The organism is Candidatus Syntrophocurvum alkaliphilum, from assembly GCF_009734445.1.
Lineage (GTDB): Bacteria > Bacillota > Syntrophomonadia > Syntrophomonadales > Syntrophomonadaceae > Syntrophocurvum > Syntrophocurvum alkaliphilum.
On record NZ_CP046457.1, the window covers coordinates 274509 to 286990 of the forward strand.

The 12482-nt window shown below is 31.3% G+C and carries 13 protein-coding genes; all 13 read left to right on the top strand.

Annotated features, from left to right (window positions below; all coding sequences use genetic code 11):
* Positions 1-11 precede the first annotated feature (11 nt).
* The 13 genes from SYNTR_RS01310 (at position 12) to gcvT (ending at position 12476) form a co-directional block, all read left to right on the top strand.
* Positions 12-1220 (top strand): magnesium chelatase ATPase subunit I, encoded by a 1209-nt coding sequence (locus SYNTR_RS01310; RefSeq protein WP_156202818.1) that lies wholly within the window; start codon positions 12-14, stop codon positions 1218-1220.
* A gap of 19 nt (positions 1221-1239) precedes the next feature.
* Positions 1240-3000 (top strand): vWA domain-containing protein, encoded by a 1761-nt coding sequence (locus tag SYNTR_RS01315; RefSeq protein WP_156202819.1) that lies wholly within the window; start codon positions 1240-1242, stop codon positions 2998-3000.
* A gap of 198 nt (positions 3001-3198) precedes the next feature.
* Positions 3199-3792 (top strand): GerMN domain-containing protein, encoded by a 594-nt coding sequence (locus SYNTR_RS01320; protein WP_156202820.1) that lies wholly within the window; start codon positions 3199-3201, stop codon positions 3790-3792.
* A gap of 342 nt (positions 3793-4134) precedes the next feature.
* Positions 4135-4941, top strand: coding sequence for a glutamate racemase (murI, locus tag SYNTR_RS01325; RefSeq protein WP_156202821.1), 807 nt, complete (start codon positions 4135-4137; stop codon positions 4939-4941).
* A gap of 2 nt (positions 4942-4943) precedes the next feature.
* Positions 4944-5918, top strand: a complete 975-nt coding sequence (locus SYNTR_RS01330; protein ID WP_156202822.1) for a 2-hydroxyacyl-CoA dehydratase family protein — start codon at positions 4944-4946, stop codon at positions 5916-5918.
* Positions 5919-5978: 60 nt separating this feature from the next.
* Positions 5979-6731 (top strand): acyl-CoA dehydratase activase, encoded by a 753-nt coding sequence (locus SYNTR_RS01335; protein ID WP_243140210.1) that lies wholly within the window; start codon positions 5979-5981, stop codon positions 6729-6731.
* A gap of 30 nt (positions 6732-6761) precedes the next feature.
* Positions 6762-7535 (top strand): MBL fold metallo-hydrolase, encoded by a 774-nt coding sequence (locus tag SYNTR_RS01340; protein ID WP_156202823.1) that lies wholly within the window; start codon positions 6762-6764, stop codon positions 7533-7535.
* Positions 7536-7551: 16 nt separating this feature from the next.
* Entirely contained in the window at positions 7552-8394 is an 843-nt protein-coding gene (locus SYNTR_RS01345; protein ID WP_156202824.1) for a fumarate hydratase, read from the top strand.
* 19 nt (positions 8395-8413) lie between these two features.
* The gene (locus SYNTR_RS01350; protein ID WP_156202825.1) at positions 8414-8947 is read left to right on the top strand and encodes a FumA C-terminus/TtdB family hydratase beta subunit; all 534 of its coding nucleotides are present in this window, start codon (positions 8414-8416) and stop codon (positions 8945-8947) included.
* 282 nt (positions 8948-9229) lie between these two features.
* Complete coding sequence (rph, locus tag SYNTR_RS01355) at positions 9230-9949, top strand: ribonuclease PH (protein ID WP_156202826.1); 720 nt, start codon at positions 9230-9232, stop codon at positions 9947-9949.
* A 3-nt stretch (positions 9950-9952) separates the two neighbouring features.
* On the top strand, positions 9953-10555 hold the full coding sequence (locus SYNTR_RS01360) for an XTP/dITP diphosphatase (protein WP_156202827.1): 603 nt from the start codon (positions 9953-9955) through the stop codon (positions 10553-10555).
* A gap of 68 nt (positions 10556-10623) precedes the next feature.
* A complete protein-coding gene (locus SYNTR_RS01365; protein WP_156202828.1) occupies positions 10624-11115 on the top strand; it encodes a metallophosphoesterase in 492 nt (163 codons plus the stop codon).
* A gap of 263 nt (positions 11116-11378) precedes the next feature.
* Positions 11379-12476 (top strand): glycine cleavage system aminomethyltransferase GcvT, encoded by a 1098-nt coding sequence (gcvT, locus tag SYNTR_RS01370; protein ID WP_156202829.1) that lies wholly within the window; start codon positions 11379-11381, stop codon positions 12474-12476.
* Positions 12477-12482 lie beyond the last annotated feature (6 nt).

The following is a 12482-nucleotide window of genomic DNA, read 5'->3' on the forward strand; positions in this document are numbered from 1 at the left end:
GAGAGATGCTCATGATACCTTTCTACAAATTAGAGCGTTATGAAGGTAATCAAAATTTATTTGATTTAGTTATGATGTCTATAGCCTCTACAAGTGTTGGGGAACCCTTGCATTTCCATGCTGAAGGACTTAGAGGAACAGGAAAAACAACTATCATGAGAGCTGCTAGAGATATCCTACCAAATATTACACGGATTAAGAATTGTGTATTTAATTGCAATCCACTTGACCCACATTGTCCACATCATAAGAATTTAAGTGAAGCAGAAATTAAAGAGATAGGTACAGAAGAAATACCTATGCCATTTTTAGAGATTTCTCATTCAGCAAAAGTTGGTACTATTTCTGGTAGTATTGATTTAGTAAAGTTAACAGATAATGACACGCCTGAAGCTCGCCTACTTCCAGGTTTAATTCCACAAGCACATAGAGGAATATTATTTGTAGATGAAATAAATCGTCTTGCAGATACCTCACCAGAAATTACAGATATTTTACTTGATGTTATGGGAAACAAACCAGGTCATATACAAATCGAGGAATCAGGTCTTCCGGTAGTAGATATTCCTGTTAGTGTATCGGTTTGGGCGGCTTCAAACCCTGATGAAGAACCAGGGGCACTAGAAGAAATAAGGCGACAATTATCAGATAGGTTTGATATGGTTTGTTATATGGAACGACCTAAGTCGGTTGATGTTTTAGCACATATGTTAAAGGAAAATTCCTATGCCAATAAGATTAGGAAAAATAGAGATATCAAACAAGAAGATTATCAAAAAAATGATGAGTTTCGTAATAACATTGTAGAATGGTCAAGGCGTTATGAGGAAACTGAATTACCTGATTTTTTAAGAAATTATATAGCTAGATTGTATCTTAAACATAATTTAGAAAGCATTCGAGCGATTGAGGCTATGCAACAAGGAGCTATTTTATACAGCATAATTAAAGGTCATGATAAAGCTTTAATTAGTGATGTTACGCAAATGATACCATTAGTTTTGAAGCATAGAGTTGATGGAGATACTTTACTTAAAGTTGTAAATGATATTGAGTCTAGAGGAACTAAAGAAGGAAGATTAGACTTTATGAAAGCACGAAAGAATAAAAAAGAACCTGAACAAGATGAAAACTACTTTCAATCAGGTCGGTCAATGAGAGATATTCCTCGTAACGATCTTATTAATACTGAGAAAACTTTAACCACAGGTGAAAACTAGGGAAAGGAGGGATGCTCCTATGACTAGTAAAACAAATATTGATATAGCGGTAGCTGTGGGAAACTACTTGAATCTGTATTTTGGCCAGAATCAAGGGGTTAGATTAGGAGAAAGTGCGGTTGTAAGTTGTAAAGCTCATGCAAAAATGCCGGAAAAAAAGTTAAAAGGGCAGATTAAAGTTTTAGCTAATCGAGATGCTGGGAAAACATACTTAGATTATGTTGATGCTGATCAAGTTGTTCATATTGATTTATTTCACCAACCAGGATATTTAGATCCAGTTAATATTGCAAAAGCTATTTTTAATAATCTAGATTCTTATATCTTAGAGAAAGATCCCCAGCTCAAATTTGCCGAAGACGAAAAGTTTAAAATATTAATTAATTATGCAAATCAAATTTATATTGCTAATAAACATGGTGCTGGAACACTATATGAATTGTATCAAAATAACGTAAAACCTTTAACTGATGAAGAAGAAGGACATGACCATATTCATATATTAGCTCGCTTAAAAAAAGAGGAATATTACATTGTTTACTTGATAGCTACAGCGGTTGAAGAAATTATATTAACATCTAATATTAACTTAGCAAAGGTCAGGAATATACTTCATGGAAATGAAAAGCAACAGGAAGAGAGTTTTGCAGGATATATAAAATTGCCATGGAAAAACTTTAGAGGCAAAGATGCGGCAGCTTTACCGGACAAAGAAAATGTTAATCAGCTTGTGATGAAATTAGCTGAAAAATTCGGTGGAGTAGACGAAATTGAAGAATTTATGGAGTGTTATTCAACAAACATTTTTAAGCGCAAAGGAATGGAGCAACAAAAGAAAAAATGGGGCGATGTTGAGCATTATGTAGAGCAATTAAAAGAGTTAGATTTAATAAAAGATACACCTTTTGGTCGAGTTGTTACTAATAAAGGTTTGAAATTGAAAAATTATGTAATTAACAATAAATGTGAATTAGAAACAGAAATACGTAGAAATATCCGTAAGGCTCCTAGTGGCGGAAGTAGCAGGTTTCAAAAGCTTGGAAAGAAAGACTCTCAAGTATCTAAAGTAGAATTTACTAATCGTAATAAGACTATAAATAATCCTGAGACTTTCAGGGGGGATTTGGCAGTACCTGAAACAGTAATTCAGGCAAAAAAGAATGCGTTTTTAAGAGGTGAAAATTGTTTAACTATACAAAGGCAAGATTTACACCACTATAAAAAGAAGAGTTATGTTCCTATAGATGTTTGCTTACTAATTGATGCTAGTGGAAGTATGGCGGGTGATAAACGACAAGCTGCGTGCTACTTAGCAGAACATCTACTATTAACTGGAAAAGAAAAAGTTGCAGTTGTTACCTTTCAAGAGCGAGAAAGTAGAATAGTTGTTCCATTTACAAGAAATCATAAATTGTTAAGTCAAGGTCTATCTACTATTTGGCCAGCTGGCCTTACTCCTCTTGCTGATGGAATAATGACTGCTGTTAAACACATTGAAAATAGTAAAGTTAGAAACCCATTACTAGTATTAATTACAGATGGAATACCAAATGCTCCATTATGGACTGTTGATGCGAAAACAGATGCATTAATAGCAGCAGGCCATATTGCTGAAAATAATACTAGGTTTATTTGTATAGGAGTTGAATCTAACAAATTTTATATGGAAAAATTATCTGATAAAGCTGATGGTGCTCTATACCTAGTTGATGATTTAAATAAAGATAACTTAATAAATATAGTTAGGCATGAAAAGAAAGCCATGTTTAATGCTATGTAATTAGTTTGACTTAGTTATACATTTTCAGATAAAATAATATTTATTACAACAAAAAATTTTTCAACTCTTGAGTTTATTATAATTTACTCCTCCTCCATAATTTTAGCACCATTTGGTGCTATTTTTTTTTAGCTTGTCATATTTTTAAGACAAGCATCGTATTCTATAGTATTAAAGTTTTTGTGAGGAGGGTTAGATATGGCAAAAAAAATTATAGTGATTTTTACTTTAATTGTATTAACAATATGCATATTAATTGGTGGTTGTTCAAATCCAGTTGAAGAGGAACTCAAAACTTGGAAAGAGCTTGTAAACATATTGCCTAAAGAAAAAGAAAAAGAAAATGAAAAAGAAAATGAAAATGAATCAAATAATATACCAACAGATTTTGTGATTGAAGAAAGTATTGATGTTACACTTTATTTTGCAACTAGTGATAAAAGTGATTTGAAGTCTGAAAAAAGAACAATTACTAAGGTTGAGGGGCTTGGCAGGAAAACCATGGAAGAGCTAATTGAAGGTCCACAATCCCCTGAGTATGTTTCGGTATTTCCTAGTGGTACTTCTCTTTTAGACATTAATGTTAAAGAAGATGGATTGTGCATTATTGATTTAAGTTCTGAGGCTCGATTTGTAAATAATGCCAATGAAGAGATGCTAATGATATCTGCTATTGCTAATACATTATGTCAATTTTCTACTATTGATGAAGTAGCTTTTATGATTGAAGGTGAATCAGTGAGTGCAATAGGTGGTTTTGTTGATTTATCAGAACCTGTTTCTGCAGAGTAACATAAAATATAATACATATAAATTATAAGTAAATGTTTAGTTAAAATAAAGCGATGTTTTAATAAGTTAACATCGCTTTATTTATTAGAAATTATAAATTAATTTATGTTAAGTATAATAATAAAGAACTTTTTTATAGAATAAAGTCAATAAAAGTGATAAATTATTTATGGATATTGATATGTTATAATTGCAAAAGTTTATATGAATTTATTATCATTAATGGTTCTACTATAAAAAAGTATAATACCTCTTGTGTTTCAATAGTATTGCTAAAATCAGCGAGGTGCAGTGGAATCAACTAATACATTAAATAATATATATTCTAATGAGGTGTATATTTTGAAAAATACCAGACCGATTGGTATATTTGACTCTGGTGTAGGTGGTTTAACTGTTGTTAAGGCTTTAATTGAAAAGTTGCCTAATGAAAATTTTGTATATTTTGGTGATACAGCAAATGTTCCTTATGGTAATAAGACTAAGGAACAATTAATGATGTATGCTGAAAACATTATAAACTTTTTTATAACAAAAGAGGTTAAAGCTATTATTGTTGCTTGTGGTACCCATTCCTCTGTTACCTTACCAGAATTAAAACAAGAATACGATATACCAATCCTAGGTGTTGTCAAGCCTGGTTCAAAAGCCGCGGTTAAAACAACAAAGAATAATCGAATAGGTATATTAGCAACTCAGGCAACTGTAAATAGTAAAGCTTATACTCATAATATTAAAGAAATTAATAGCCACTCTAATGTGCTAGAAATAGCATGTAAATCCTTTGTACCATTAGTGGAAAAAGGAAAATTAAGAGATAATGAAACTTATGAAGCTGTAAAAAAATACTTAGATCCATTAGTTAATAAAAATATTGATACTATAGTATTAGGTTGTACCCATTATCCGTTTTTAGAACCGGCAATTAAGGATTATATAAATGATAATATAAAATTAGTTGATCCAGCCGATGAAACTATTAATGAGCTTATTGAACTTTTTACTGCAAAAGACTTACTTAATAAACACAATGATCCTTTAGCTGAATTTTATGTTAGTGGGAATGATGAATCATTTTACAATGTTGGTAAGCTACTTATGGGTGATATTATTAAAGATGTCAAAAAAATAGATTTTCAAGAGGAATAGATATGAGCAAAATAGGATTTACCACTACTGTACCTGTCGAAATTATTTTAGCTGCAGGTAAAATTCCAGTAGATTTAAATAATATATTTATAGGGCATGATAACCCACAGTCATTAGTAGATGTTGCTGAAGAGGTAGGCTATCCACGCAATACATGTGGATGGATAAAAGGTTTATACGCAGTTTCTATTCAGGATGATTTAGAAGCGATAGTTGCAGTTATGCAAGGAGACTGTAGCAATACTCAAGCATTAATGGAAACATTACAATTAAAAAACATTAAATTAGTCCCATTTGCATTTCCTTTTGACCGTAATAAAAATTTACTTAAAATTCAAATGCAAACATTAATCGATTTTTTTAATGTAGATTTATCTTATGTAGAAAGAATAAGAGAAGAGCTAATTCCTGTTAGAAAATTACTACATAAATTAGACGAAATGACTTGGAAAGATAACAAAGTTAGTGGATTTGAAAACCACTATTATTTAGTTTCTTCTAGTGACTTTAATGGTGATGTTAAAAAATATAATGAAGATTTAAACGATTTTTTAGAAACAGCTAAAAACCGTGACCCTTTTAAAGAAAAAATAAGGCTTGCATTTATGGGAGTCCCACCTATAATAACTGATTTATATCAAGTTTTAGAGTCTTTAGGTGCTAGAGTTGTTTTTAATGAAGTACAAAGACAATTTTCTATGCCTTTTACGGCTTCTGATATTTATGACCAGTATATTCAGTACACATATCCATATGGTGCTTTTGCTAGACTTGAAGATATATTACCTGAACTTGAAAAACGAAAAATAGATGGAGTTATTCATTATACCCAAACGTTTTGTTTTAGACAGATTGAAGATATTATATATAGGGAGAATATTAAGGTGCCATTTATTACAATAGAAGGGGACAAGCCCGGTAAAATGGATGGAAGAACACGTATGAGATTAGAAGCCTTTATAAATATGCTAAAGTAATTTTATAGGTGCTTTTCATCTTTGCTATTTGAAATTTGAACATTATTTAGAATTAATTAAATGGGTGATTTGATGATAGGAATAGATTTGGGCTCAAGAAATGTTAAAATAATACAAATGGAAGAAAAACAAATAATAAATAAAAATATATATAATACTATTGATTTCTATAGAAAATATGGAGAAAAGGGCAGTGGAAGCCTTAAAATCAACTTGCAAGAATTAGGTTTTAAGGAAGATGATATTGTTGCAACTGGTTATGGAAAAATAACAGTTCAAGTTGATGGTGCTGAACATATACCTGAAATACAAGCTCACGTAAAGGGGGCTATATACCAAACAGGGCTGGAAAACTTTACCCTCTTAGACATTGGGGGACAAGATACTAAAATCATACAAGTTAGAAATAGTAAGATTGCGGATTTTATGACTAACGATAGATGTGCAGCGAGCTCTGGTAGGTATATGGAAAATATGGCTCATATTTTAGGTATAACTATGGAGGAATTGTCCAAACACTATAAAGAACCTGTGGAAATAAGCTCTACATGTGCTATTTTTGGAGAAACAGAGATTATTGGTAGAATTGTAGAAGGTTATTCAACTGAAAGGTTAGCAGCAGCGATTAATTATGCTGTATACCGCAGATTTTCATCAATGTTAAAAAAACTTAAAAGTGATTCTATTGTTTTATCAGGTGGTGGTTCACTAAATGATGCTATTGCTAAAATAATTGAGACTGAACTTTCAACTCAAACAGTGTCATTAAGCGAGCCCCAGTTTAATGGTGCTATTGGATGCTGTGTCAAGTGAGTCAAAGGGGACGGTTCTTTTTGACTCACCTTGGACTTACAAATAAAAAAAGGTAGTGGTGTTATGCAACTACAAGTGATTGGTTATTTGGCTCCATATCCTAAGATTAATGAAGCATGTTCGGGTTATTTGATTAAAAATAAAAATACTAATATATTAATAGATTGTGGTCATTCAGTATTTAGTCATTTACAAAAATATATTAAATTTACTGACTTAGACGCAGTTATAATCAGCCATTTTCATCCTGATCATTATGTAGATCTATATGCCCTTAGGCATGCTTTAGGGGGTGCTACAAGATCAGGGGAAATAACATTTAAGCCAAAATTATTTATACCATCTGAACCCTCAGATTTATATAATTATTTTTTAGAAACAGATGAGTTTGAAGTGAACTTAATTGGAGAAAATAAGAATTACCTAGTAGAAGAGCTTGATTTAACATTTCATAAAACTATTCATCCAAAAATGTGTTATGGAGTCAAAATACAAAATGATAATTCTAGTATGTATTATACAGCAGATACAGCCTATGATGAAAATGGTATAAAATTTAGTAAGGATGTCAACTTAATTATTGCTGAAGCTAGTTTATTAGAAGATGATCAACAATATTCTAAACAGTTAGGGCATATGACAGCTAAAGAAGTTGGTTTGTGGGCAACAAAAGCAAATACTAAAAGACTTATTCCATCACATATTTGGCCTGAATTTACAAGTGAACAAATAGTTCAACTAATTAAGCCGGTATATCAAGGAGATTTAGTTGTTCCGTATAGTGGTTTAATTGTAAATTGCTAAAAGGAAGGATTAAATTATGCGTCAAATTAGTGTGAAAAAAATACAAGAGGCTGTTACACAAGCTGTAGGTCAGGTGAATATATATTTACCTAGAGATATAGAAGAAGCATTAAATAAATCATTATTTAATGAAGAAAATGAGCGTGCTAAAAATATTTTAAATATTTTACTTGAAAATGCTAAGATTGCAAGAGAAGAAAAAATGGCGTTATGTCAAGATACTGGGATGGTAGCGGTAGATATTGAACTGGGTCAGCAAGTTATAATTTCTGATGGTGATATTTTGAGTGCAGTAAACCAAGGAATTAGTGATGGTTATGAGAAATACTATCTGAGAAAATCGGTAGTATCTTGCCCATTTGAAAGAAAAAATACAGGTGACAATACCCCTGCTATTATCAATATTAGTCTTTTTCCTGATGATAGGCTAGTTTTAAATATTATGCCTAAAGGAGCTGGTAGTGAAAATATGGGGCAATTAGCTATGCTAAAGCCGGCTGAAGGTATACAAGGGGTAAAAGACTTTGTTATAAATGTTGTGAAAAATGCTTCTTCGAATCCGTGTCCACCTATTATCGTCGGTGTAGGTATTGGAGGAAACATGGAAAAAGCAGCACATCTTGCTAAAAAGGCACTATTTCGAGATATTAATACTAAAAACAATAATAAAGAAATCGCTGTACTAGAACAAGAGCTATTAAGTAGTATAAATGCTCTTGATATTGGGCCCCAAGGATTTGGAGGAAAGACAACAGCACTTGCAGTAAATGCTGAAACATATCCTACTCATATTGCGAGTTTACCAGTAGCAGTTAATATAGGATGTCATTGTATGCGTAGAATTAGATTAGCTTTTTAAGATTTTTAGAGGTGTAAAAATGGCAACACATTATATGGGGAGTCCTGTTGACAATGCAATAATAGAAAAACTACATGTAGGTGATAAGGTAATAATAAATGGAGTAGTTTATACTGCCCGTGATGCAGCACATAAAAGATTAATTAATAGTATACAAAAAAAAGAAAAACCGCCCTTTGATTTGAAAGGGCAAATTATTTATTATACAGGTCCTTGTCCTGCTCCACCAGATAAGATTATTGGCTCAGCTGGACCTACAACAAGTGGCAGAATGGATCCATTTACTCCAACAATGATAGAAAATGGAATTAAAGTTTTGATAGGTAAAGGAAAGAGAGATAATTCAGTTGTAAAGGCAATAAAAAAACATAATGCTGTATATTTAGCTACAATAGGTGGTGCTGGAGCATATTTAGCTAAAAAAATTGCGTCTGTTCAGCTAATAGCTTATCCAGAATTAGGACCAGAGGCAATTTATAGGTTAGAATTAATTAATTTTCCATGTTTTGTAGCAATTGATAGTAAAGGTAATAATATTTATAATAAATTTTGAATTTAAAATTTTTAATTCTTAATTAATGATGAAAAGCAAAGCTTTTCTATATATTATTTAATATCAATAATGAAGGGAAACTTTGTTTCCCAACCTCAATTAAAAATTAAAAATTAAAAATTAAGAATTGATTCCACTACAAAAACATATTTGCAAAGCAAACAATGAATAATTATAAATGGACTTGCAAAAATAGTACTTCCGCAGTGGAATCTTAAGATAACTATCATTTAGCTATCTTTTATTTAATATAGTAAAAAAGAATATTTGGAGGAATAAATTATGATAAGACCTAATGAAAGACGTACTAACCAATTAAGAACCACTAAAATTAAACAGGGTTTTTCAAAACATGCTGCTGGATCAGTAATAATAGAATCTGGTGATACTGTTGTTTTATGTTCAGCAATGGTAGAAGAAAAGGTTCCCCCCTTTTTAAAAGGCACTAATAATGGATGGGTAACGGCAGAATATTCACTATTACCTTCCTCAACTGATACAAGGAGCCAGAGGGAAGTAAATAGAGGGAAGGTTAGTGGAAGAACATCTGAAATTCAAAGACTAATTGGCAGATCTTTAAGAGCAGTTGTAGACATGGAAGCTCTAGGTGAAAGAACTGTTTGGATAGATTGTGACGTTTTACAAGCAGATGGTGGTACTAGAACAGCATCAGTAACAGGAGCATTTGTGGCAATGTACCTTGCCTTTAAAGATTTAAAAGAAAAAGATATTTTGCAGGAAATACCTATTACTGATTATGTAGCTGCAACTAGTGTCGGTATTGTAGAAGGAGTACCAGTTTTAGATTTAGAATATGTAGAGGATTCAGAGGCTCAAGTTGACATGAATGTTGTTATGACTAGCAAAGGAGAATTTATAGAAGTTCAGGGTACTGCGGAAGGAAAACCATATTCGAAGGACGAATTGCAGCAACTATTAAACCTAGCTGAATCTGGAATTATTGAGCTTATTAAAATGCAAAAAAGTTTTTTAGGAGAGTAATAATTGAAAAAACATTTACTAATTGCGTCTAGAAATCAAAAAAAGAAATCAGAACTAGAAGACATTTTATCTGATATAGATGTAGAAATTATAACCTTGGATGATATAAATGAAATACCAGAAGTTATTGAAGATGGTAGCACATTTGAGGAAAATGCCATAAAAAAAGCAGAAATGACAGCAGAATTAAGTGGGTATATAACTTTAGCAGATGACTCTGGATTAGAGGTGGACTATTTAAATGGTGAACCGGGTATTTATTCAGCTAGATTTGCAGGTGATAATGCTACAGATGAGAAAAATAATGAAAAACTATTAGATTTACTGCAAAATATTGAAAAAGAACAAAGAACAGCACGGTTTAAATGTGTTATAGCAATATCTATTCCTAATGGTAAAACCTATATTGCTGATGGTGAATGTAATGGGATTATAGCTGATACACCTCGTGGTGATGGTGGCTTTGGATATGACCCACTTTTTATACCGGATGGTTATAATGAAAGTTTTGCTGAACTTGATAAAGAAGAAAAGAATAGTATTAGTCATAGAGGAAGGGCATTAAAAAAAGCAAAAAAAATAATTGATGATATATCTATTAAATAAAAATTGAAATTGATTAAAGCTGACCCTTCGGGCGCAGATTAACACTGTGTATATCTGAGGTGGTTTTTATGAAAATTTTTGTTGTTGGAGATACCCATGGGTCTATTACAAAGGTACAAAAAAAAATTGAAAATATAAAACCAGATTACATATTTTTTACTGGTGATCATTATAGTGATGGACTTGAGTTAGCCCAGAATAATAATATTGAGTTTAAAGGAGTAGTAGGCAATTGTGATAGGTATAGTAGTGGACCTGAGGATTCTATTATTGACTTAGAAGGGGTTAGATTTTACCTAACACATGGACATAATTATGGGGTGAAATCTAATTTAAATAGACTCTACTATAAGGCAGAAGAATTAAATGCTAATATAGTAATCTTTGGTCATACACATATATCATACTGTGAAAAGATTAATAATATTTGGATGCTCAATCCTGGTAGTGCATCAAGGCCAAGAAAATCACCTAGAGGAACCTTTGCTTTAATAGAAATTAATAACCAAAGTATTGATATAAAAATATTAGATTTAGTGGAATCTAATAAAACTAAATAGTTAGTATTATTTAGAAATTAGTTAAAACAATAATCTATATTAAACATAAGATTACAATTAGTATAAAAAATCTTACAAAACATTGAAAAAGTTATAATCGAGTTGTATAATCTGAAAAAAATTTATTTTAGGGTAGGAGAGGTTATTTCTCTCCTATTTTTATTTATCTACATAAAGTATACACACTTTAACCTAGGGAAACTATTTAAGTTAGATTATAATAACAATGTGAATAATTTAATTTATGCATAGGAGGTTAACTAATGTCTTTAAAAAGAACCCCTTTATTTACAGCTCATCAAAAAAGTGGTGGTAAATTAATAGATTTTGGTGGCTGGGAATTGCCGGTACAGTATGAAGGAATAATAAAAGAACATATGATGGTTAGAAACAAAGCTGGTTTATTTGATGTTTCACATATGGGAGAGATTGAGATTAAAGGAGAAAATGCTGAAAAATTTATTCAGTATTTAATGACAAATAACATAACTACGTTAAAGGATAACCAAATTCAATATACTTTTATGTGTTATGAAAATGGTGGAGTAGTTGATGATTTATTAGTATATCGCTATTCAAATACTCATTATCTATTAGTAGTAAATGCATCTAATAAAGATAAGGATTATGAGTGGATAAAAAAACATGCTATAGAGGGGGTAGAAATAAAAGATACTTCGGATTCCTATGCACAGTTAGCAATACAAGGTCCTTTAGCTGAAGATATACTGCAAAAGCTTACTAAAACAGACTTAAAAACTATAAAGTTTTTTTGGTTTGACCCCGAGGTTGAAATAGCTGGTGCAAAAACTTTAGTATCTAGAACCGGGTATACTGGTGAAGATGGATTTGAAATATATACAAGGAATGAAGATGCAGTTAAAGTGTGGGATGCCATATTAGAAGCAGGCAAAGATGATATAGCTCCTATTGGTCTTGGTGCTAGAGATACGTTAAGGTTTGAAGCTAAGCTACCATTATATGGTCAAGAAATAGATCAAGATATTACACCACTAGAAGCAGGTTTGGGCTTTTTTGTAAAGTTAGATTCTGATGACTTTATTGGTAAAGATGCATTAGTTAAACAAAAAGAAGCTAACCCAGACAGAATTCTAGTAGAATTTGAAATGATTGATAAGGGTATAGCACGAAGTAAATATGAGGTTGAAAAAGATGGAGTGAATATTGGTTGGGTTACAACTGGTTCACATTCACCAACTTTTGAAAAAAGTATTGGTTTAGCATTAATTAAAAGGGAATATTTTACCCCCGGAGAAGAAATAAATATTATAATACGAAATAGAAAATTAAAAGCTAAATTAACAAAAGGTTCTTTTTATAAGAAAAACACTAAAAAATAAATGGAG

Bases quoted from the DNA above. Each gene is read 5' to 3' on its own strand.
- rph (WP_156202826.1), top strand. From the start codon at position 9,230: ATGATAAGACCTAATGAAAGACGTACTAACCAATTAAGAACCACTAAA.
- SYNTR_RS01335 (WP_243140210.1), top strand. From the start codon at position 5,979: ATGGGTGATTTGATGATAGGAATAGATTTGGGCTCAAGAAATGTTAAA.
- SYNTR_RS01310 (WP_156202818.1), top strand. From the start codon at position 12: ATGATACCTTTCTACAAATTAGAGCGTTATGAAGGTAATCAAAATTTA.
- SYNTR_RS01315 (WP_156202819.1), top strand. From the start codon at position 1,240: ATGACTAGTAAAACAAATATTGATATAGCGGTAGCTGTGGGAAACTAC.
- SYNTR_RS01365 (WP_156202828.1), top strand. From the start codon at position 10,624: ATGAAAATTTTTGTTGTTGGAGATACCCATGGGTCTATTACAAAGGTA.
- SYNTR_RS01350 (WP_156202825.1), top strand. From the start codon at position 8,414: ATGGCAACACATTATATGGGGAGTCCTGTTGACAATGCAATAATAGAA.
- SYNTR_RS01330 (WP_156202822.1), top strand. From the start codon at position 4,944: ATGAGCAAAATAGGATTTACCACTACTGTACCTGTCGAAATTATTTTA.
- gcvT (WP_156202829.1), top strand. From the start codon at position 11,379: ATGTCTTTAAAAAGAACCCCTTTATTTACAGCTCATCAAAAAAGTGGT.
- SYNTR_RS01345 (WP_156202824.1), top strand. From the start codon at position 7,552: ATGCGTCAAATTAGTGTGAAAAAAATACAAGAGGCTGTTACACAAGCT.
- SYNTR_RS01320 (WP_156202820.1), top strand. From the start codon at position 3,199: ATGGCAAAAAAAATTATAGTGATTTTTACTTTAATTGTATTAACAATA.